We start from the raw sequence: 24417 nt of genomic DNA, 5'->3' as shown, positions 1-24417 counted from the left end.
ACTACCTTGTCCCACAGCGAAAGTGAACCAAATTTAAACTAGTTACTTCATATATCAAAACGACTATTACTTTTAAAATAACCGGTAATGTTACCGTAAATCATTACCGGTTATTTGTTAGCCAATCTCATTTCATTTACTATTCATTGTCTGATTGCATTATTTACTCTAGAAGTTTGCCCACTTATTTTTTTGGTTCTAAGCCAATAGAGCGTAAGATTTTATCTAATGTCACTGGACCTACATTTTCTTTCGGTTTCTGATTTTCTTTAGCATCTGGACTCTTTTTCAAGAAGTTTTTCTCAATAAAACGAATATCTGTTTCATCTACAACACCATCTTGATTTATATCTCCATCTTTTACAGATACTTTTCCTTTTCCATACGATAAAGCTGCTATTCTAGCATCTTGAATGTCTACCATTTTATCTCCATTTACATCACCTGCAAGGTTATCATCCATGTCAACTCTAAAGTTTTGTCCCACTAATTCACCGTCTTGCACCTTCCCTATTTTTGTTGTTAATTTACTATTTAAATGACCTGGCATTTCTACGAAAATATCATATTCTTTATCGCTTACTGGGACACTATGAATTTCAAATTGCCCGTTATCACCAATCGTTCCTGTATATTTCTTTCCATCCTTGCCAACTGCGTACACTTTTGCTCCTAGTTTTGTATAGTCTTTCTTACCTAAATACCCCTCTTCATTCAAGAAAGCTTCCGGGCCAATATACCCTGTAATCGTTGAATGTTTCGAAACAATAGCAAAAGATTTATCTTTAAACGCAGGAATCTCAATGCCTTCTGATGCAACAGCTTTTGTATAAGAGAACTTCTCTACTCCAAATGCAGTTAAATCATTAAAGTATTCATCGTTCGTCATCTCGAATGTAACATCTAAAAATGGTGTATCTCCATCTAATCCTTTAAATTCTTTTCCTTCTAATGATGCCCCAACTTTCACCTTGTTTTCCCAAGCTCCTTCTTCACTTATCTTCGGATCTTCTAATTTAAGGTTCAGTCCATGTTGTTTTACATATTCCGTAAGTGCTGGATTTGGTTTCACATCTGTAAATTTAAAGAGCTGCTTGTAATAAGGAATTTCAAATGTACCTGACATAAGCTGTTTTACATTATTAAGATTCAAAGTTAATGTAATTTTCTCTCCTAATTTGATTTTATCTTTGTCATAACTTGGAACAGCGTATTCTGTCCCTTCCTTTACAAAGACGTAATCTTTATATCCAGTTGCCATATTCCCTGCAGTTGCAAGATCATATCCAAATAATTTTAAATTTAACGGCTCGTTTATTTCCTCTGGAAGTACTCCAAATTTAAAATCACCATTTGCTTGAATTGTATTCAGCCAACCTGATGGAAAGGCTGAGTTTTGATAATATACAATTTGGTTCGCTTTTTGATCATACTGCAAGCCTTTTGCCTTCAATGCATCTACTGTAGAATCATAAATATTACCATGCACCCATAATGCACGTTGGCCGTCTTCTTCTTTAAACATAGAATCATTGACTTCATGTATACCAGGTTGTACATCCTTAAATTTCATTTCCGGTATAACATTATCAATGATAATGCTATCGCCTTTTGTATACGATTTTCCTTCTTTATCATATCCAACGAAGTTCAATTCGTAATCTCCATCAGGCAACATAACAGGTTTATCCCCAATTGGATGAGCTGGATCTCCTGTGAATGGAAGTACATACCCTCCCATACCAGAAAACATCATATATTCAATATTCGGTGTTAGACTACTTGCATTAAGTGTACCAACGACTCCTAATGCCTTTCCTGTCTTTCGGTCCTTCACAACTGCATCAATAGTTTCAAGAGGACTATTTAGTTTAAATGTCAAAGGCGAACTTGGTCTCTCCATAAACGGATGGAATTTAGATGCATCTGTTGCCATTGCATCTCTCAGTAAATCTACAGACGCAATCCCTTTTTCTGTGAATTTAACTGCAAATGGTACTTGATATACTTCTTTTTCATTGTTTTTATTTGAAATATGAATATAGCCCTCATATCTACCAAATTCAGCGTTTTCTGGAATGATAATTTCAGGGCTAATTTCCTCTGATGTACTAGGAGCTACTTTAATAGAATCTGGTACATTTAGCTTCACACCATTCTTCGCTGCATCTTGCACACCTACACTTGTAGATGAAAACTCTACTTCTAATTTAAACTCTTTTCCATCAGTTTTACTGCTGTTCTTAATTAAGACTTTTCGACTATCTTTAATAGGCCCATTTTCAATTTGATTTTTATACCCAAACGCAATAGAACCTGTTTTTTCTTCAATTTCTACTTCTTCATCATCTACAACGTTTGATGTTTTATCGATAACCTCGATAGATGTATCTGCATGAACTGCACGATATGCATCAATTCGTCCAGAGCCCACCTCAAATACAGAACGCTCTTCTTTTAGGTCAACTGCGGTATTCATAAGTGCTTCTTTTACTTCAAATGGACTATAGTTTGGATGTTCTTGTAAAATAAGTGCCGCTACCCCTGCAGTATGAGGAGTTGCCATAGATGTACCTGACATACGTCCATACGCTACCGAATAATTTTCTCCATCTTTTGGATCATTAATATATTCAGGAACAGTTGAGAAAATAGACACACCTGGTGCTACAATATCTGGCTTAATATCATCTGTTTTAGTTGCAGGACCACGGGAGCTGAAATCAGCCAAGTGATCTCCCTCTGTTTTTATATTACTAAGTTCTCCAAATGCTAACGACACATCTCCTTGTACAGCTTTTGCTTGCAATTTCTCACCATCTACTTTTGTTAAGCGGAACGATGGAATAGATGAAGTACTTTCCCCAAGATAACTTGTAATTTCCCCATCTACATTGTTGTATACAATTACCGCCTTTGCGCCTGCTTCCTTAGCATTTTTAATTTTTTCATCAAATGTAATCTCACCACGTTGGATAAGAGCTAACTTCCCTTTTACATCTTTCCCTGTAAAATCACCTGATTTCCCAAGCCCTGCATATACAACCGATAAGGATTGTCCTTTCAAATCTTCAATCTTATCAGTAAAGCTTTTTCCAAGTAGCATCATCTTATCTACATGTACATCACCTGCATCGGCGGAAAACGTTGGAATATTCACTGCAGCGTCACTGGCTCCAACTGTAATTGGAAGTGCTGCTGCACTAGGTGATCCTATAGTACCTTCTTCCGGACCACTATTACCAGCTGCTACTACTGTAACAACACCTGCTAACATCGCATTGTTCACTGCAACAGAAGTAGGATATAAAGGATCATTAATAGACGCTCCTAGTGATAAATTGATAACATCCATATCGTCTTTCACTGCTTTATCAATCGCAGCAAGAATACCGCTTGTTTGTCCACTTCCATATGGACCTAATACGCGATATGAATATAAGTCTACATCTGGAGCAACGCCCTTCACTGCATAATCCACACTATTCTGTTTGTCTGCAGCAATTGTCCCAGCTACATGCGTACCGTGGGATGTATAATATGCACTTCCCTCATAAATCTCAGGATATCCTCCAGAATTTTGCCAATCCTTATACGTTGTCTCCATTGGATCAGCATCATTATTAACAAAGTCCCATCCTTTTATTGAGTTCGGATCTATTTTAGTTGGATCTTCACCTTGTTTTGCACGATACCCTTTATATGCATCTTTCAAATCCGGGTGGTTGTAATCAATACCTGTGTCTAGTACACCTACCTTAATTCCTTTTCCTGTTATTTTTTCATCATGTAGCTTGTCTACACCAATTTGTGGTACACTATCTGCCATTTTTGGTTCAACAGCAGTCTTAGCTGTTTCTTTCGGCAAATCAATTTTAACCTCATGATCTTCCCATACGCGCTTAACGATACCGGTACGAACTAAGTCTTCGATTATATTTGCTGGTAAAGAAATCGCTACACCATTAAAAGCATTCTTATATTCTCTTGTTATCTTTGCAGATTTTACATTTGTCCCTTTCTCTTTATTCTTTTGAAGCTGTTCAAGCTCTGCTTTAAACCCTTTATGTGATGCCTCTACCTTTTGTTCCGCATTTGAAAGAGCTATCTTTTTCCCTTTAGCCGCTTGTTTTAATACCTCAATTTTGCTAGGCGCTTGCTTAAATTCTATAATCACATTTACATTATTAGGACTTGCTGTATTGATACCTGGCGAAATAACAAAACCTGGTTTTGTATCTAACGTTTTTAAGGCATTACGTTGTTCCTTTGTAAGGCCTTTTAAGATAGCATCTGCATCATCAATTCCAGTTAAAGTAGATGTATTTACCTCTTCCGCTAATACGTTATATGGAATCCCTTGAGACAATAACATTCCAACTGTTAACGTTCCAATAAGAACCTTTCCAAATTTCCCTCGTTTCATATTGCATCTCCCCATTATTAATATTATTTTTTGAAACAAATTGATTCTTAAATTCCCATGTAGCATCGGAAACTCTATCAATCTCAATCTTTTGTATCATGAAAGATTTCCAACGCCACTACCATCCCCATACCTCATATAGCTAACCACTCACTTTACTCTTTTTATAAGAGCCCCCCATCATTTATTTCCAACAAAAGATTTTCATAAAATGAATTATTAACAATATTAAAATGTAATTCTATTTTTATTATTTCACATTTTGATTATTCTGAAAATTAAACAAAAGGAGTATCTTTTCTCTAAGGATTCTATGCCTACATAGTACAAAAGAACTATCTTGTCCTTTATTCTTTGTGATACAGAATAAATCGACACGATAGTTCTTTGATAGATTTCTTATTTAATCTAGCGGAACCAATTGATTTCGAACTGCATAAATCACTGCTTGCGATCGACTTTTCACATTTAGTTTTTTAAAAATTTTATTGATGTGTATTTTAACTGTTTTATCACTAATATATAAAACTTCAGCAATTTCTTTATTACTAAGTCCTTTTACTAGTTCAAAGAGAATTTCCTTTTCACGTTCCGTCAGTTCATTTTCATTTGATTCTACTTTCATTTTTTGCTGATGATATGTAATTAATTTTTTAGTCATACGCGGATGAATAACTGAATCACCTCGATATAACATTCGAATTGCTGCTACTACCTGCTCTGATGAGGAATCCTTCAATAAATAACCATCAGCACCGGCCTGAAGTGCATCCATTAAATACTCATCATGTTCATACATTGTAAACACAAGTACTCGGCAACTCGGATAAATTTTTTTCACTAACTCTGTAGCTTCAATCCCATTTTTCCCTGGCAGGTTAATATCCATCAAAATACAATCTGGTCCGCATTCTTCTACTTTTCCCAATACTTCATCCCCAGAGCTAGCTTCTCCAACCACTTTCATATCAGATTCATCTTCTAGTATGCTCCGAATTGCATCCCGTAAAAAAGCATGATCATCTACTACTAATATTTTAATCATTTTACGCACCCCTTGTTTGTGAATCTGGAATTAACAGTGTAATTTCTGTCCCCTTTCCTATAGAACTATCAATCTGTAAAGTAGCCCCTAATTGGTCAGCTTGTTCATTCATATGTAATATACCATAATGTGGCTCATTCTTTGTTTTAACCATAGACTCAAATAGTGAAAATCCAACTCCATTATCCTTAACCCTTAAAAGAACGTGTTCACTTTGATAACTGAGTAAAACATCAGTCTTTTTTGCTTGTGCATGTTTTACAATGTTTTGCAAACTCTCTTGTAATGTATCAAATATAACTCTTTCTTTTGAAAAACTAAGCGCACGTGCATGACCTCTTTCATGATAGGTAATGTCTAGTTCATATTCTCGTTTTAAAGATTTTATTTTACTTGCTATTGCCTGCTTAAGGCCTAATTGTTGTGTCGGATATGGTTTTAAAGCATAAATAGAATAGCGAACTTCTCCTAGACTTCCTCTTAAATCTTTTATGCTTTTCTCAACTACTTGCTGCATATCTTTTGGTTTATCATGGTATTTTTTCCGTGCGGATTCTAGTTGGAATATTACCCCCGCTAATGTTTGCGCAATACCATCGTGAATTTCACGGGCAATTCTATTTCTTTCTTCTAAAATCATCCTTTTTTTCTGTTCAGAAATCAATATCCTTGTTTTAACAACGTTAGCTAATTGGTTAGAAAATGTAGCTAACGACTGTACATCTTCTGGAAAGAAACCCGCATTTCTACTTTTCCCTGCAACAAACATTCCGACTAATTCATCATTTACTATAAGAGGAAAATATACAAGTGAGCGTATAACACTATCAAATATTTCATCTCCAGGAGCCGTACCAATTTTCCAATCATTAAATACAAGATTTTTAGAAAGTTTCTCAAACGCCCTTGATATTTCTGAATCATCAGAAATATGAGAGCGCACTTTCCCATCTTTTAATAGAATACTCCAGTTCCCATCATCTTTTGTCCATATTACATATGCTTGTATGCCAAAAAAACCTTTAAGTGCTTGTTTAATATGTTTCAAATTTCCTCCAGTTAATCCTCGACTAATTTCGGTCGTAATAAGAAATAACTCATATAATCGTTCCTTCTCCATCCTTATCCGTACAGAAAAAGAACTAATAACTGAAGCTGCTACAAGTGGAAAAAAGAAAAACAGTACTGTAATCTCGTTTATTTCCACACTATATATACTAATTAATACATGCATCAGGGCCGCATAAGAGAAACCAAAAGTTTCGCAAAGAAATACCGTTACAGTTTTTTTATACCACTGATATATTGAATATGGCTGTGGAAGAAGTATCATCAACAAATCGTAAAAACGATTGTTGAAAAAACAAAAAAACACGCAAAATAATAACAAAGATATTAAATTTTCATATAGAACTGACATAACTATCTTATTAAGTAATAAGGACATACATTTGTTTGAAAACCATTCGGCCAAAATCAAACTAAGTGCATGCTGAGTACTATTAAATAACATTCTTTGTATCGGTGAACGACGATGCAGGTGAATAATTAGCGTTACGAGTACAATAGCAGTAATAGTTATATGGATTCCAAACTGCCAACTCATAGCATAGATTATCGGAAAAGTAAGCGAGCTAGTTCCTCTCCAAAATCTTACAGGAAAATACTCTGCAATCCCCATAAATAGTAACAACATTATTAGTATTGTTGAATGAGAAGGGATTTTAATTTCAAGTAAAGATATAGTTATAGTAACCAAACCAAGAAAAGAAATAAAATAAAGATAAGAACTAGCAATCTTTTCTCTCATAAAGATAGAATTTACATCCTTCAAAACAACCCCTTCTTTCTTTATAAAAACTTCATTTTCCCTATTATCCAATAAAAAACCGGCACTGGCAAAATGGAAGAACATCCACTAGCCAATCACCGGCTGTGTACTGTACCTAAAAAGGCAAGACACAATACTAGTATTATAAATCGCTTTTCTTAAATTTCCTATTCATCAAATGATGTAATTATGCATCCCGCTAGATTTACTCTCCTATAGTACAAAAGATATATATTAATATCGCAAATATATACGTTCTTTCCATTTCCCTACTTTTCTAAAAAATCCAAGCATAATTTTCTCACAAAAAACAAAAATTAACAGAAATAATTTCAATGTAAAGGAGATGGAAAGTATGACCGAACAGAAGCACTCACAACAAGATAATAACAAAAAGCATATGTTTCCATCACTTCCGGAGAACATTAATTACATTGAAAATAAATTATCTCATTCTGATGATATAAAAAAATTAAATCTCCCTTTTCAAAACGGAAAAGGAACAATCTTATATATCGAATCTTTAGCAGATCCAAATCTAATTCATCAGTTAGCCCTTGAACCTTTATTGACACGGTCAGACCTAGCTTTAGATAAAGCTTTTTCTACATTAAATATGAAAAAAGAAACGAATTTAAATTATGGTGTGCAGCTTTTATTACAAGGTAAAACTTTATATTTTCATGAACATGTCGAAAGCTTTTGCATTTTTGAAACGGCTCTATCTTTAAAAAGAGATATAACAGAGCCTGATAATGAAGGCATTGTACGTGGACCACATACTGGTTTTGTAGAAGATTTAGCAACCAATTTAGCTTCCATTCGTAAACTCATAAAAAGTCCAAATATCGTCGTTAAATATTTCACACTTGGTGAAGAAATGCATACGAAAGTGGCAATTGCTTATATGCAAAACATAGCGAATGACGATTTAGTTACAGAAGTAAAAAGAAGGTTAGAAACGATTAAGACAGATGCACTTATGCCTCCGGGATATATACAAGAATTTATAGAGGATACGTCTTTCTCACCATTTCCACAGCAATTAAATACAGAGCGTCCAGATAGAGTCGCGGCAAATTTAATGGAAGGACGAGTTGCTATTTTATCTGATGGAGATCCAACTGCTCTTATCGTTCCCGTTACATTATTCGCTTTTTACCAATCACCAGATGATTATAATAATCGCTGGATTGTTGGATCTTTCGTCCGAATGATTCGCTTAGTTAGTTTCTTGATTGCCTTTCTCTTACCAGCTATATATATCGCAACCGTCGCTTTTCATCCTGATGTGTTGCCACTTGAACTCGTTTATACAATTAAAGCTTCTTTAGAAAAAGTGCCACTTCCTCCTATTTTTGAAGCTCTCTTAATGGAATTGATTTTCGAATTATTACGGGAAGCTGGTATTCGCTTGCCAAGCCGAGTTGGACAAACAATCGGTATTGTAGGTGGTTTAGTAATTGGTGATGCGATTGTAAAAGCCGGACTCGTTTCTTACACAATGATTATCGTTGTAGCTTTAACTGCAATCTCATCTTTTCTCGTTCCATCAAATGATATGAGTTCAGCAGTTCGAATTCTTCGTTTTCCGTTAATGCTCCTTGCTGCCATATTCGGATATGTAGGAATATCATTCGGTCTAATTATAACTTTCGTTCACTTATGTCAGCTTCATTCGTTTCATACACCATACCTTTCTCCTGTTGCCCCAATGCGGATTAAAGATATGAAAGATTCTTTTGTAAGACTACCAATTTGGTCGTTTTGGGAACGACCACATGATCCAAAACCGAAAAAAATGCAACGCCAACATGTAACGAGAGAGGATGAGGACGGTGACAAACACGCAAAGTAAAATTTCACTTGTTCAATTTACCTTTTTCGTTATTCAATGCCAAATTGGGGTCGGTATACTTTCTTTACCTAACCGTCTTCACCCAATAGCAAAAGGTGGCGGATGGATTTCTGCTCTCATCGCTGGGCTTGCAATTCAGCTTATTATTTTACTTATGTGGCTTTTCTTAAAACGATTTCCTGATGCAGATATGTATGAAAGTGTTTGTATGCTATTTGGTAATAAGTTTGGAAAACTATTAGGCTTTGCTTATGTTTTTTATTTTACACTTATCGGTATGACCGTTATGTTAAATGCTTGTAATGTCATTAAAGTATGGGTTTTGCAAGCAACCCCTTGGTCTGCAATTCTCATACTATTTACAATAGCTTGCTGCTATGTAGCCTATAATACATTTAAAGTAATTGTAAGATTTTATGTCATGGCTTCTATTCTCATTTTGCCCATGGCTCTTTTAATTGCACTAGGGTTTTCACGAGCTGATTTTTCTTATATTTTTCCAATTACAGAAGCCGGATGGTGGAATATTATTCAAGCATCTAGGGAAACCATTACAGCTATGTATGGTTTTGAAATTATTCTGATCGCTTTTCCAAAAGTAAATGGGAATCCTGTTGCACGGCTAAAGGCAATTTCTATCGCTAATGGATTTGTAACCCTTTTTTATACTTTCACTGTTTGGATTTGCTTTATCGTATTTAGTCCAAAACAAATTGAACTTATTCCAGAACCAGTTGCTTACTTATTACGCTCCTTGCATATCGGGATTATAGACCGTACTGATTTACTATTCATACCAATATGGATGATAACAGTTGTGGCTTCTATTGCTAGTTATTATTGTGCTGCTTCAATCGGAATTGGACATATATTCAATCTTGCTAATCATAAAAAAGCTGTTCCAATCGTTGGTATTATTGCCTTTAGTGTAGCCTTATTTATCGATACACCGGAAGAATTAAAAGTAATTGCAACTTTCACTGATAAGTTCACGTATATTTTTATTGTTGTCCTCCCTCTTTTATTTCTACTTTATTCTGTGATACGAAATAAGAAAGGAGAGCAGTATGTTCACAAGAAAAGTTAAATTACTTTCTATATTATGTGCTAGTTCCCTCCTTTCTGGCTGTTGGGATCAAGAACCATTAAGGGAAGCAAGGTTAGCTTATAGTATTGGATCTGATATTACGAAAGAGAATAAACTCCAGCAAACAATCGAGCTCGTAAAAAGTTCAAGCGGAGAGCAATCTTCATTCGAAAATGAAATACATTCAGCAACGGGGCATAACATAAGGGATACAAGCGATGCCCTAAAAAAAAATGTTACTGGGAATATTCGCTATTTTAAATATGGTGTTCAATTACTAGGAACCAAAATTCTAAAAAAAGGGATACTACCCTATTTAGATGTCAGCTTTCGGGACCCAACAAATCCAACTGCTTTAGTAAAACTTATTGCAGTAGATGGTGAAACATCCGAGATACTAGAAAAAAAGAAAGTAGGAAATTTACTAATTGGAGATTTTCTAAAGAAAAAAGTGAAAAGCTTAGAAGATATGAGTGTATTTCCAAAAGAAACTTTAGAAACAGCTGCTACAAAAATGTTAGATCCCGGTAAAGACTTTACCCTACCTTCTATAAAAGTAAAAGGAAAAGAAGTAATTACAAACGGTCTAGCTTTATTTAACAATGATAAATTAACTGGGCATTTACCTTTGAAACAATCTGTTTTATTCGTATTATTAACCGGGAAAATGGGAACAAGTGCCCGTATAACCCAGAAACTTACTAGCGATGAATCAGAGAAAACATCTGATTATTTAACAATGGAAATTAGCAATCGAAAGTTAAAACGAGACTTAAAAATAACAACAGATAAAAAAGGAAATGTTTATGCTCATATTAAGCTTCAATTAAAAGTTATAGCGCTTGAAGCTCCGAGAGATAATCTTTACAAAATGGATGAAAGAAAAAAACTAAATAAAGAATTGTCTAAACAACTTACGAAAGAAGCTAAAAAGATAACGAAAAAGTTACAAAAAGCAAACTGTGATGCTTTCGGTATCGGCAGACACCTTATCGCCTATCACCCTGACTTATGGAAGAAGAAAAATTGGAATAAAGATTATGCAAAAGTAAAATTCAAACCTGAGGTAGAGGTAAACATTTTGTACAGTGGTGTCCTAAAATAAAAGGTTGTATGCCCATGCGGCATACAACCTTTTTATTTCGTATATCGATATACAATTGATTCATATGGTCTTAAGTTAAGCTTTGTAATATCATTGCTAGCATCTTTATAATTCGACAGTAGTATTTCTTGTTTCATTCCATCTAATTGAACGTGCGCTGGTACAGAGTACGTTATTTCTTCTCCATAGAAGTTATTTATAACAAGTAGCATTTCACTTTCTGTAGTACGAGTATATGCCCAAATTTTAGAATCATTTTTATCCAAAATAGCATATTCTCCTTCTGTAATTACATCATACGTTTTTCTAAGTTCTATTAACTTTTTATAATGATAAAATACGGACTCTTTATCTTCTAATGCCTTCTCTACGTTTATTTCTTTAAAGTTTTCAGCCGCTGAAATCCAAGGTGTACTTGTTGTAAAACCACTGTTCATCTCTTCATTCCACTGCATTGGAGTACGAGAGTTGTCACGAGATTTCTGCTTTAAAATCCCTATAATCTCTTCTTTTGATAGCCCTTCTTTTAGCTTTATATCGTATATATTTAACGATTCCACATCACGATATTGCTCGATGGACTCAAATTTAGGATTCGTCATACCGATTTCTTCCCCTTGATAAATGTAAGGTGTTCCTTGCAACATATGCATAACTGTCGCTAACATTTTAGCAGATTCGTTTCGGTACTCCCCGTCATCACCAAATCGTGAGACGATACGGGGCTGATCATGATTACACCAAAATAATGCATTCCATCCCCCGCCCTTTTGCATTTCAATTTGCCAGTTAGACATAATTTCTTTTAATTTAATGAAATCAAAATCTGCTTTCGTCCACTTATCCCCATTTGGATAATCTACTTTTAAATGATGGAAACTAAACGTCATGCTTAATTCATTGCGCTCAGGATTAGAATATTTAATACAATTATCAATTGTCGTAGATGACATTTCTCCAACTGTAATTACATCTTTTCCTGCAAAAACATTTCTGTTCATCTCTTGTAAATATTCATGAACACGCGGACCATCTGTATAATACTTGCGTCCATCACTTGCCGCAGTACTACCTTCATCGTTTAAGAAACATTGGTCTTTTGAAATTAAGTTAATAACATCTAATCGAAATCCTGTTACCCCTTTATCCAGCCAAAAACGCATCATATCATATACTTCTTCACGAAGTTTTTCATTTTCCCAATTTAAATCAGCTTGTGTTTCATCAAATAAATGTAAATAATATTGCTCCGTCTTCTCATCATATTTCCAAGCAGATCCACCAAACTTAGACTGCCAATTATTTTTTTCATCACGCCAAATATAGTAATTACGATATGGACTATTTTTATCTTCCTTCGCTTCTTTAAACCACTTATGTTCAGTCGAACTATGATTTACAACAATATCAAGCATAATCTCAATGTTACGTACTTTCGCTTCTGCTAAAAGTTCTTCAAACTCTTCCATCGTTCCGTAAGATGGATCAATGCTGTAGTAATCACTTACATCATATCCATTATCATTTTGTGGTGATTGGTATATCGGTGTTAACCAAATATAATCCACTCCGAGTTCTTTTAAATAATCTAGTTTCTCTGTAACCCCTTTTATATCACCGGTTTCTTTATTGTAATAGCTATTAAAGCTCTTCGGATAAATTTGATAGACTACACTTTTATGCCAATCCTTCATGTTTAACTTCCTCCTACTTCTGTTTGACTCTTTTTGCAAATAACCATGTTAAAGTAAATGGGATTACAACTGCAATAATCATTCCGACAATAAACATTGGAATCGATTTCGGAATGATAGAAATAAATGCTGGTAATCCGCCAATTCCGATAGCAGGTGCTAATACACCATTTAATGTAATGAATATCGCTGCCACAGCAGACCCTATAATCGCTGCATAGAACGGGAACTTATTTCGTAAGTTCACACCAAACATCGCTGGTTCTGTAATACCGAAGTATGCTGAAATGGCTGATGTCGATGCCATACTTTTATCATTTTGATTTTTAGAAATCCAGAACATCGCAAGTGCCGCACTACCTTGCGCAATGTTAGAAAGAGCGATCATCGGCCAAATAAATGTACCGCCATGTTGTGCAATCAATTGTAAATCAATTGCAATAAACATATGATGCATACCTGTAATTACGAGCGGTGCATATAACGCTCCAAATAATACTGCTCCAACTACTGGTACTGTTTCATATACACCTATTAATCCTACTGTTAATAAATCTCCAATATGACGTGTAACCGGACCGATAATTCCTAATGCTAACACACCTGTCACAACGATTGTTGTAATTGGTACAACTAATAATTGAATTGCATTTGGTACATGTTTCTTTAAGAAAATTTCCACTTTACTTAATACAAATGCTGCTACTAAAACAGGTAAAATTTGTCCTTGATATCCTACCTTCTCAATTTGGAACAGTCCTAAAATGTTGAAGTACTCAATCTTTTGACCCTCTAAACCAGTCGCTGCTTTTCCATAGTCCCAAGCGTTTAATAAGGCCGGGTGCACAAGCATTAATCCCATAACAATCCCTAGTATTGGACTACCACCAAAACGCTTCGTTGCTGACCACCCGACAAGTGCTGGTAAGAATACGAATGCTGTATTGGCCATCATATTAATTAAATCCCAAAGCCCGCCTAAGTTCGGATAAACATCTAATAAATTTTTCCCATCAAAAAATAAGTCCTTTGCCCCTAATAAATTGTTAATACCCATTAGTAAACCAGCTGTTACGATCGCTGGTAATATCGGCATAAATACATCCGAAAATATTTTTACAAACTTTTGAGCTGGATTTAACTTCTGATTTCCAGAGTCTTTTACGTCAGCTACAGTCGATTCTTTCATACCTGCAAGCGTTATCAATTCAGCGTAAACACGATCTACATCCCCTGGACCAATTACAACTTGAAATATACCAGCGTTATGAAACGCTCCTTTCACTAATGAAACAGACTGTAATTTATCATTATCTATTTTACTTTCATCTTTTAAAGCGATACGGAGCCTCGTCACACAATGTGCAGCTTGTTCAATATTGTCTTTCCCACCAATATACTGCAACACTTCCTCTGCTGTTTTACGATAGTCTTTCCCCATATTCCCGTCCCTCTTTTCTTTTTTTGATACCGTTTACAATTACATATTAACTCGTATATATAAGTTAGTCAACACTCGTATATACGAGTTTGTGTTTTTTTTATAAAAAAAGAGATGAAACAATATTTTGTTCCACCTCTTTACTTCCTGCGTGCCACATCCGAAAAGTGAAAAATATCTAAACGGTGGCGTGATTCTGTATATTCAAACTGACTTCCATCATACAAATGTGTAAAGTTTTTCACAACGACAACATAGTCTGTTCCATTTAAATCTAAATACTTTCTGTCATCCTCTGTACATGGCTGTACTTCAATTACCCTCTGCGAATAACTAATGTGTAGCCCAAGCTCTTTCTCGATGTATTTATAAATCGATGCTGTTGCAATTTCTTTCGTTAATCCTGGAATAAACTCAGATACAAAATGATTTATATCTAAAATTACTTTTTCTCCATCAATATTTCGTACACGTTTAATATGGTCAATCTCTGTTTTTTCTTTTACATTTAATAATTTCGCAATTTCTTTTGTGGCTTTTTCTTTGCCCATTTCCACAACTTCTGTAATACAATGACGTCCTAAACGTTCATTTTCTTCTTGGAAACTTACAATACCGCCAAAATTAAATTCAATATTCTTTCGCTTTAAAACAAAAACACCTTTTCCATGAATTTTTTGCACATATCCACGCTCTTGCAGTAAATCTACCGCTTTTCTTACCGTTCCTCGGCTTGCCTCATACTGCTTCATTAATTCTGTTTCTGATGGGATTTTGCATCCCTCTTTTAATTGTTTATTATCAATAGATTTACTGATTTCTGTATAAATTTGTTCATACTTACTCATCATCTACAATAGCCCCTTGTCACCTTCTAATTCTATATGTATTATAACATGCTTCACTCTTCTGCCAATCTCTCACTTATTTTCCAGTACAAGAAAAATATAGGTAAATATTTAATCTTTAAAACGTATTTTTATAAAAATTTTTATATTTTTCTTTTCATTCAAAAAAACATGTAGTATACTAACTTCAAAATCAGAGGAGAAAGGGAGCAAAGAACTATGCTTACTTATACAACAACTGTAGTTACATTTGCACAAAAACATCATCATCATACGTAACCCTTGAAACCTAGCGGAAAAATTACGCGTAGGTACAAGGGTTATTCCCGTTGTACCTACGTTAGGCAAAGAGCCATGTAGGTATTTTTTATCTACATGGCTCTTTTTTTATTGTCAAAAAGCTAGTAAAAAATGATGTTTAAGCAAAACTTACTACAAAGGAGTTAACAAAAATGGAAACGAAAAAATGGGGATTATGGGTTTTAACAGCATTTGTTATCGGGAATATGGTTGGCGGTGGCGTATTTATGCTTCCAGCAAATTTAGCACAAGTATCAGGGCCAATGGGTTCTACACTCGCATGGAGTATTACAGGCCTTGGCGTATTTATGATTGCACTTGTATTTGGAAATTTAGCGATTCGGAAACCAGAATTAAAAGCTGGACCACAAAGCTATGCTCAAGCGATGTTTCCTTCAAAAAAAGCTGGTAAAGTTGCAGGATATAGTATGGCATGGGGATATTGGGCTGCTAACTGGGCTGCAACAGCATCTGTTATTATTTCCTTTGCTGGATATTTATCAACATTCTTTCCAGTTTTACAAAGTAAGCAAATTCTTTTTTCAATAAATGGATTTTCACTGGAACTCGGAAAAGGGTTAACTTTCCTCGTATGTAGCCTTATGCTGTGGGGAATTCAATATATTCTTTCTCAAAATATTGATCGAGCTGGAAACATGAATCTACTTGCTACCATTGCAAAAATTATCGGATTTACAATGTTTATTGTAATTACATTATTCATTTTCAACGCCTCTAATTTCGGAGATGGTCAAACCTTTATGAATGAAGCTGGACAATCAATCTCATTAGGTGGACAAATCAATTCAGCTGCTATTGCAACACTCTGGGCATTTATCGGTATTGAATCAGCAGTTATGCTTTCTAATCGTGCAAAATCACAGCGCGATGTAAAAAAAGCTACGATTTTCGGATTAATTATCGCTCTTCTTATTTACATGTCAATTACTTTACTTACAATGGGAGCTCTTCCGCAAGATGCTTTAAAAGAGTCTCAAAAACCTTTAGTAGACGCATTAAATTTAGCAATTGGAAATAAAGGTGCATATATAATGGCTTTACTCGCTCTTATATCTTTATTTGGATCTACAGTTGGCTGGATTGTTGTTAGTTCAGAAGTACCTTACCAGGCAGCAAAGAATGGACTTTTCCCTAAGTTTTTCGGGAAAACAAATAAAAAAGGTAGTCCTTCAAAATCATTATTGATTACAAATGTAATGACGCAAATCTTCTTATTTTCAACGATTTCTGGTACTGTTTCAGAAGCGTATAGTTTCGCTATCGTCGTAGCAACATTAGCCTATTTAATTCCATACCTTGTTTCTACTCTGTACCAATTCAAACTGGTTATTACAGGAGAAACGTATGATATAATGCCTGGTTCTCGAATAAAGGACGGGATCATCACTACATTAGCATTTGTATACTCAATTTGGGTTATCAAAACAGGAACTGCTGACTTAAAAACGTTCTTCTTAGGAATTGGATTGTTCGTATTAGGTCTTATTCTTTATCCTGTACTAATGAAAGACTCACAAAAAACGGATTAAATAAAGAGAAGCTGCTGGCTTCTCTTTTTTATTAAAAATCTGTAATTAACTTTTCTTTTAGCTCTCCTACAGATAAAGGTTTCGCATAATAAAATCCCTGTACATAATCACAGCTCATTGATTGTAACAAACTCTCTTGCTCTACTGTTTCTACCCCTTCAGCAACTACTGCTAAATTTAAACTATGAGCAATTTCAATAACGGATTTTACAATCGTTCGTTCTGGTTGTGCGTGATCATAATGAAATTCACGAATAAAATTACGATCAATTTTTACAATATCCAGTGGTAGTTGTTTTAAATAATATAAGGAAGAATAACCAGTTCCGAAATCATCCAAAGCAATTAAAACACCCATATTTCTTAATTCTTGTAATGTAGCAATAATATAATCAAAATGGCGAACTGCAATACTTTCCGTTATTTCTAATATTAAACGGTTCGGAGGAAAACCAGTCCTCTTTAAAATGCTACGTACAGACAAAATAAAACGTTTCTGCATTAATTGTTGTATAGATAAATTCACAGATAACTTTAGTCCTTCTTGGTAATTTGGCAATGTTTTAAACAATCGGCATGACTTTTCTAATACCCAGTCTCCTAGCTTTATAATAAGTCCAGACTCTTCAGCAACAGGGATAAATTCGCTTGGTGAAATAGGTCCGTCTTCTGTCATACAACGTACTAGAGCTTCTATACCAGAATATCTCTTCGTTTTCAAATCAATAATAGGCTGCAATGCTACATCTAACTCTTCATCACGAATTGCCTTTTGCAAAGCAAACTCAACTTTCATTCTACGATTTATTTTCGCGCGTAGCTCATCTGTAAAGAAACATGCAGCGTTTCTCCCCTGTTCTTTTGCACTATACATAGCTAAGTCAGAGTTTTTCAATAAAGTTTCCACATCTTGTCCGTCTTGTGGATAAGAACAAAGTCCTAGACTAGCTGAAATGTATACTTCATGGCCTTCAAGCATAAATGGTGCCTGGAAACATGACAACACAGATGTCGCTAACTGACTCATATCATCTTGTCTATGATTTTTTGTTAACAGCACAAATTCGTCGCCACCTAGCCTAGCCAGAACATCTTTCTCTCCTAGTACATAATGCAACCTTGAAGCAACTTCGCTTAAAAGTAAATCTCCTATCATATGACCTAACGTATCATTTACTAATTTAAAACGGTCCAAATCAAAGTAAATCATACCAAATTCTTTTTTATCTGCAATCAATTTATTAACGGTCGTTATTAATTGTAAACGGTTAGGCAAACTCGTTAAAGCATCGTGATAGGCAAGTTCCCTATAACGACTTTCACTTAGCCGTAATCTATGTTCCGCTTCTTTTCTACTACTAATATCATTTCGAATTGCGATAAACTGGTATGGCTCTCCTTTTTCATTTAAAAATGGAACAATTGTTGTTTTGACCCAATAATATGTACCATCTTTTGCTCGATTCCGAATCTCACCTGTCCATACTTTCCCATTCAAAATACGTTTCCATAAGTCTTGAAAAAAGGTTTTTGGATGATGTCCTGAATTTAAAATACGGTGATCTTTTCCAATTAATTCTTCTCTTTTGTATTTAGAGATTTCACAAAATTTATCATTTACATATGTAATAAGACCTTTTCGATCTGTAATTGCAACAATTGAAGACTCATCTAATGCTAACTTTAAATCTCGCAATGAAGAGTCATATAATGCATGACCTCTCTGTTCTAGCATGCGCATCTCTCCTTGCTTCTATCTGACTAAAACACAACCTGTTTCTCTTCATAGAAATAGAGATATTTCATTTTCTAATACTAGCCCATTACATAAATTATCTTTTTAAATAGACCGATTAAAATAACATAATATTATTTGTAATAAAAAGCAATATTATACCGTTCCAATTATAACTAGTAGCTTCTCATCTCCCTAATTATTTCGCGCCTTATTATACTGCAATCCCTTTAAGCGGCTCTATGCAAGCCTTGTTTCCAACTAATACCACTCACATCTGATCTCTTTGTTTTTAATAACGAAATAGAAATTAGAACATACTACATAACTATTCACGAATAATAATATAAAACTCTACATCAATGTATATGTTTTTGAATTACAATAACAAAATATTAACATATTTTCACCTTAATTTTGGAAGTATTTTATAAATAAATACCGTATTAAACTAAAAAAGAGGATAGCCTCTTTTTTAGTTTAATACGAATATGGTATTTGCTGATAACCTGGGTATGGCATTGGATACGTTACAGGGTATGGTGATGGATAAGCTACTGGATATGGAGCCGGATAATATCCTCCACTTGTTGCACCTGTTAATGCACCCGCTGTCAGTCCGCCTAATACTCCTCCTGCAAAGCTTCCAGGGAAAAATCCGCCTCCCCATGAACTACCACCACCCCAGCCCCATCCGCCTCCGTGATGATGATGGTGATCATAGTGATTGTGTCCTCCATGGTGATGATGTCCGCCGTTATGATTGTGCCCACCATGATGATTCCGATAGTACAATCCATTATTTTCTATATAATTCATGTTTCTCCGCTCCTTTTCAATTTTTTCATTTTCATATGCGTTAAGAGTGAGATAAAAAATGGGATAGTACACTGTATGTAGGACAAATGCGGAAAGTATAGGTGAAATGTCTATATTTTGTAAAAAAAGCAAAACACCTTATAATAAAGATGTCATATTACATCTTCTATTTAAGAAGTCTATATTGAAAAAAGATTAGGGGAATTATATAGAAATGAAGAAGCCTATCGTTCAATTACTATTAATATTTACAATTGTATCTATCGTTCTGTTCCTATTAAATACATCGTATATCTCGTTATATACATTTGTCGGTGCTCTATGGTCCATCACAATCGTAGGAATTTCATTCGTTATTTTTATAGAAAATAGATCTCCACAAAGTACATTAGCATGGTTTTTAGTATTAGCACTTCTTCCTATTATAGGTGTGCTTTTATACGCTATTTTCGGACGCAGCCGCTGGAGAAGAAAAAAACATCTCCATCGTTCAGAAGAACAAAGAAAATTATTCCGTGAAATATTAGAAGGAAGAAGACTAGAGTTATTACTCACAGTCCCACTAAATGAACGTTCCTTACATTTAACAGAAGTCATACAAAAATTTGGAGGCGGTCCTGCCGCAGATAAAACAACTACAAAACTTTTAACAAACGGAGATCAAACATTTTCAGAAATTTTGCGAGCTATAGAGCAGGCAAAACATCATATACATATTCAATACTACATTTATAAATCTGATGAAATTGGTACAAAAGTTCGAGATGCTTTAATACAAAAAGCAAAAGATGGTGTTATTGTACGCTTCCTTTATGATGGCCTTGGAAGTAATACGTTAAGAAGACGATTTTTACAACCTATGAAAGAAGCTGGGATTGAAATTGTAGAATTTGACCCTATTTTTTCAGCTTGGTTACTTGAAACTGTCAATTATCGTAACCATCGAAAAATTGTTATTGTAGATGGAGAAATTGGTTTTACCGGAGGACTCAATGTCGGTGATGAATATCTTGGCCGTTCAAAGAAATTTCCTGTTTGGCGTGATAGTCATTTAAAAATAGAAGGAAAAGCATTATATAAATTACAAGCAATCTTTCTAGAAGACTGGCTCTATGCCTCTAGTGGTTTAAATACTTATTCCTGGGATCAATTCATGAATAGACAATACTTCCCAGGTAAAGAGATTTCAAATGCAGAAGGTGCTGTTCAAATCGTAGCCAGCGGACCAAGCTCCGATGATAAAAGTATTCGTAATACATTATTAGCTGTTATGGGCTCTGCAAAAAAATCAATTTGGATTGCTACACCCTACTTTATTCCAGATCAAGAAACTTTAACATTATTACGCTTAAGTGCAATTGCCGGAATAGATGTACGGATTTTATATCCAGGTAAAAGTGATAGCATCATTAGTGATCAAGCATCTCAATCCTATTTCACTCCGCTTTTAAAAGCTGGTGCTTCTATTTACAGTTATAAAGATGGTTTTATGCATGCAAAAATTGTACTCGTTGATGATACAATTGCAACTATTGGAACAGCAAACATGGATGTACGTAGCTTTGAATTGAATTACGAAATTATTAGCGTACTTTATGAATCAAAAACAGTTCACGATATTAAACGTGATTTTGAAGAAGACTTTAAACATTCAACTGAAATTAAATGGAACTCTTTCCAAAAAAGAAGTATAAAAAAACGCATATTGGAGTCTTTCATGAGGCTCATTTCTCCTCTACTGTAAGCAATCAACTTCATCTTGATTGCTTTTTCTTTTCCCTTTATCCTCCTTCCTTTTCTTTGCATACCATATTAAAACAAGTTATCATAAGATGTATTACTTTATGAAAATAATGTTAGGTGGGAAATACATGTTAGAACAATTTCATATACATTCTGATTTAAAACAACAGCTTTCTACGATTCATGAAAAGAATAAACAACAAGCTGGTGAAAATGCACATTTAATCGGAACGAAAATATATAAAGCGTCTGATAATAGCATTATTGAAGATGCGATTACAGCACTTCTTCTTGGCAAGAACATTCTATTAAAAGGACCGACTGGTAGTGGTAAAACAGTACTAGCGGAAACTCTTTCTTCTTTATTCCAAAAACCAATGCATAGCATTAACTGCTCTGTCGACTTAGATGTAGAAGGTATTTTAGGATACAACACACTACAAACGAAAGATGGTGCATCTGAAGTTTCATTCGTTAACGGTCCTCTTATGAAAGCAATGAAGAACGGTCACTTCCTATATATTGACGAAATCAATATGGCAAAACCTGAAACTTTACCGCTACTTCACGGCGCATTAGATTACCGTAAAATGATCACAAACCCATTTACACAAGAGGTTGTATACGGGGATGACGAATACCGTGTAATTGCTGCGATTAACGAAGGTTACGTTGGAACAAGTGAACTAAATGAAGCATTAAAAAACCGTTTCGTTATTATTGAAGTTCCTTACATTCAAGGTGACACATTAAAAGAACTATTATTAGCAGAATCAAAATTAAATGATGTTGCAACAATTGAAAAGTTTGTTGCATTTGCAAGCGACCTTATGCCTTTAGCTCGCGATGGACGTGTAAGTGAAGAAGCAGCAAGTATTCGTGGTATTATCGACGCATGTGATTTAGGTGTATATATTCCTGTTATGCGAGCGATTGAACGAAGCATAATTGCAAAACTTAATGATGAAACAGAACAAATGACTGTCCGTGAATTAGCAGAAAGTTATTTCTTTGAGGGATAATTTATGAGACAAATTTTTAGTGACAAAAAAATTGATGCGTCGCTGTTTCTACAAATGGAAAATTTAATGTATGCCCTTCTAAAAGAAGACGATGCCTATCTTGAATATGGCTATAAAGCATACTACGACGAAATTGAAAAGAAAGTTGTCATTAGTCACTTTTGGGATGATCGAAAAGAAGAAGATACAGTAATCGGATTAAAAAGCGAAGTGTTCTTAAAAGCACTTGGTAATAAACATTACTCGGACATGACTTTAATTCGTTCGTATGCGATTGAATTGCAAGAATCGCCCCTAAAAAAGTTTTTAACACAATTATTTGTTCTATTAGAAGATTTACGCGTTGAGGAAATCGTAAAGAACTTACGTCCTGGCACGAAGCATGTTTTTAAACGCCGAAAAGAAATGTACCGCAACTATTTCGGCTCTCAAAATGAAATAAACCGCGTTCGTAATTATCACGGTGATCGTCTATTTTGCCTATGCTATCTTTCATTAACGAGCGATAAATATGAAATGTTTAATAATGAATATTTTGAGCAAATTGAAGCGATTTTACATGAAACATTCCAAGCACGTAATACAGAAGATATTATGTATATCGTTGAGAAAATTCGCTATCGCTTAGAGGCGCTTCTTGAAAGTGATATGCTTAACAACTATTTCGGACATGCTCCACTTTACTTATCTGTCCTTGCAGACGAAAAGAACTGTCGCGTCGAAGATTTAGCAAATGATGATACGCAGCTTATAGACGATGAAAATAAAAACAAAATGGATGAAAGTTTCTCCACATGGCATCGTGAAAATAAAAATAACGAAAACGAGAACTTTTTACGCTTTGAATTAGAAAGCGGAACAAAAACAAACATGATGGGCGATACTGCTCGTGAATCAGAAGATGGCGACCAAGCACTTGGTTCTGTACAAGGTACTTCTCAAAAAAGTACACAATCCAACTTTGATGGCGCTGATACAGAAGAAGCAAGGGCTTCACACGCTTCTAGCCATCCCGACGGTGCATACGGTAAGTATAATGTAGGTGCTTCTCATACATTTAAAGAAGCTCGCAAAGCAAATATCGATGAGAAAAAAGATTACCAAGCTATCAAATCAGTCGTCAATAAAGATGTAAAAGAATTAAAGAAAATTATCGAAAAAACGATTGAAAATAAAACGAATGCGAATAGTGATAAATATTACGGAAGACTTCGTAAGAAATTCCTTCGTATTTATACCGAAAAACAACCGCGTATGTTTTATAAAAAAGGACAAGAGTCACAAGAACTCGATGTTGCATTCCAACTGTTAGTTGACTGTTCTGGTTCTATGTATAACAAAATGGAAGAAACGAAGAAGAGTGTTGTACTATTCCATGAAGCTTTAAAATCTTTAAAAATCCCGCACGCTATTAGCGGATTTTGGGAAGATGCCTCTAGCGCTATACCTGAAGATAAGCCGAACGTTATCCATGAAGTTGTAAATTATAAAAACTCAACGTTACCAAACGTTGGTCCAGAAATTATGCAACTTCGTGAAGAAGAAGATAACCGCGACGGATATATTATTCGTATCGTTTCTGAAAAGCTTGCCAAAAGACCTGAGAAACATAAATTCTTACTAGTCTTCACAGACGGTGAGCCTTCTGCGCTAGACTATCAACAAGACGGAATTTTAGATACGCATGAAGCTGTTAAACTCGCGCGTAAAAGTGGTATGGAAGTAATCGGTATCTTCATCGAAGAAGGCGAAGCGAAAGAAGCAACTTATCAATTGATGAAAAACATTTATAACCATCACTTCTTAGTTGCAAATCATGCTGAAGATTTACGATTGAAGATTAAACCATTGCTGAAAAAACTATTACTGAAGACGATTGAATAGAAAATAGGAGCCTTGTGGCTCCTGTTTTT

General features: G+C 34.8%; 15 protein-coding genes. 7 read left to right on the top strand and 8 right to left on the bottom strand.

Annotated elements, in window-relative coordinates; genetic code table 11:
- Positions 1–184 precede the first annotated feature (184 nt).
- The 3 genes from N2V79_RS03225 to N2V79_RS03215 all read right to left on the bottom strand — a co-directional run bounded on the left by N2V79_RS03225 (position 185) and on the right by N2V79_RS03215 (position 7305).
- Entirely contained in the window at positions 185–4426 is a 4242-nt protein-coding gene (locus tag N2V79_RS03225) for a S8 family serine peptidase (protein ID WP_340719565.1), read from the bottom strand.
- 403 nt (positions 4427–4829) lie between these two features.
- Positions 4830–5471 (bottom strand): response regulator, encoded by a 642-nt coding sequence (locus N2V79_RS03220; protein ID WP_000590668.1) that lies wholly within the window; start codon positions 5469–5471, stop codon positions 4830–4832.
- 1 nt (position 5472) lies between these two features.
- Entirely contained in the window at positions 5473–7305 is a 1833-nt protein-coding gene (locus N2V79_RS03215) for a GAF domain-containing sensor histidine kinase (RefSeq protein WP_340720337.1), read from the bottom strand.
- Positions 7306–7657: 352 nt separating this feature from the next.
- Here N2V79_RS03215 and gerKA point away from each other — a divergent pair, with 352 nt between their 5' ends.
- Genes gerKA through gerKC form a run of 3 tightly spaced genes read left to right on the top strand, consistent with a single transcriptional unit; the run spans position 7658 to position 11352 of the window.
- Positions 7658–9160 (top strand): spore germination protein GerKA, encoded by a 1503-nt coding sequence (gene gerKA, locus N2V79_RS03210; RefSeq protein WP_340719564.1) that lies wholly within the window; start codon positions 7658–7660, stop codon positions 9158–9160.
- Entirely contained in the window at positions 9141–10247 is a 1107-nt protein-coding gene (locus tag N2V79_RS03205) for a GerAB/ArcD/ProY family transporter (protein WP_075718957.1), read from the top strand. Before gerKA ends, N2V79_RS03205 begins: the two co-directional genes overlap by 20 nt.
- Complete coding sequence (gerKC, locus tag N2V79_RS03200; protein ID WP_064532021.1) at positions 10228–11352, top strand: spore germination protein GerKC; 1125 nt, start codon at positions 10228–10230, stop codon at positions 11350–11352. Before N2V79_RS03205 ends, gerKC begins: the two co-directional genes overlap by 20 nt.
- 32 nt (positions 11353–11384) lie before the next feature.
- Here the strand turns inward: gerKC and treC are convergent, their stop codons facing one another.
- The 3 genes from treC to treR form a co-directional block, all read right to left on the bottom strand.
- On the bottom strand, positions 11385–13046 hold the full coding sequence (treC, locus tag N2V79_RS03195; RefSeq protein ID WP_340719563.1) for an alpha,alpha-phosphotrehalase: 1662 nt from the start codon (positions 13044–13046) through the stop codon (positions 11385–11387).
- A gap of 13 nt (positions 13047–13059) precedes the next feature.
- Positions 13060–14487, bottom strand: a complete 1428-nt coding sequence (gene treP / locus N2V79_RS03190) for a PTS system trehalose-specific EIIBC component (RefSeq protein ID WP_075718953.1) — start codon at positions 14485–14487, stop codon at positions 13060–13062.
- A gap of 140 nt (positions 14488–14627) precedes the next feature.
- Positions 14628–15338, bottom strand: coding sequence for a trehalose operon repressor (gene treR, locus N2V79_RS03185; RefSeq protein ID WP_053565260.1), 711 nt, complete (start codon positions 15336–15338; stop codon positions 14628–14630).
- 449 nt (positions 15339–15787) lie between these two features.
- Here treR and N2V79_RS03180 point away from each other — a divergent pair, with 449 nt between their 5' ends.
- Positions 15788–17185: an amino acid permease gene (locus N2V79_RS03180; RefSeq protein ID WP_000448446.1), complete on the top strand. Its 1398-nt coding sequence runs from the start codon at positions 15788–15790 to the stop codon at positions 17183–17185.
- Between the two features lie 31 nt (positions 17186–17216).
- On the opposite strand, the gene N2V79_RS03175 is transcribed toward N2V79_RS03180, so the two are convergent.
- Both N2V79_RS03175 and N2V79_RS03170 read right to left on the bottom strand, forming a co-directional pair.
- Entirely contained in the window at positions 17217–18920 is a 1704-nt protein-coding gene (locus N2V79_RS03175) for a putative bifunctional diguanylate cyclase/phosphodiesterase (protein ID WP_000893346.1), read from the bottom strand.
- A gap of 480 nt (positions 18921–19400) precedes the next feature.
- Positions 19401–19739, bottom strand: a complete 339-nt coding sequence (locus N2V79_RS03170; protein WP_001106382.1) for a hypothetical protein — start codon at positions 19737–19739, stop codon at positions 19401–19403.
- A gap of 214 nt (positions 19740–19953) precedes the next feature.
- Here N2V79_RS03170 and N2V79_RS03165 point away from each other — a divergent pair, with 214 nt between their 5' ends.
- From N2V79_RS03165 to N2V79_RS03155, 3 genes are all read left to right on the top strand, one after another.
- The gene (locus N2V79_RS03165) at positions 19954–21483 is read left to right on the top strand and encodes a cardiolipin synthase (protein ID WP_023521037.1); all 1530 of its coding nucleotides are present in this window, start codon (positions 19954–19956) and stop codon (positions 21481–21483) included.
- Between the two features lie 127 nt (positions 21484–21610).
- A complete protein-coding gene (locus N2V79_RS03160) occupies positions 21611–22504 on the top strand; it encodes an ATP-binding protein (RefSeq protein ID WP_075718949.1) in 894 nt (297 codons plus the stop codon).
- A 3-nt stretch (positions 22505–22507) separates the two neighbouring features.
- Positions 22508–24388: a vWA domain-containing protein gene (locus N2V79_RS03155; protein WP_075718947.1), complete on the top strand. Its 1881-nt coding sequence runs from the start codon at positions 22508–22510 to the stop codon at positions 24386–24388.
- The last annotated feature ends 29 nt before the right edge of the window (positions 24389–24417 follow it).

The sequence above is a fragment of the Bacillus sp. CH_70 genome (assembly GCF_038007045.1).
GTDB classification, from domain to species: Bacteria; Bacillota; Bacilli; order Bacillales; family Bacillaceae_G; genus Bacillus_A; species Bacillus_A cereus.
The sequence above is the reverse complement of the archived record's forward strand: the minus strand, read 5'-3'. Positions and strand labels throughout refer to the sequence as shown.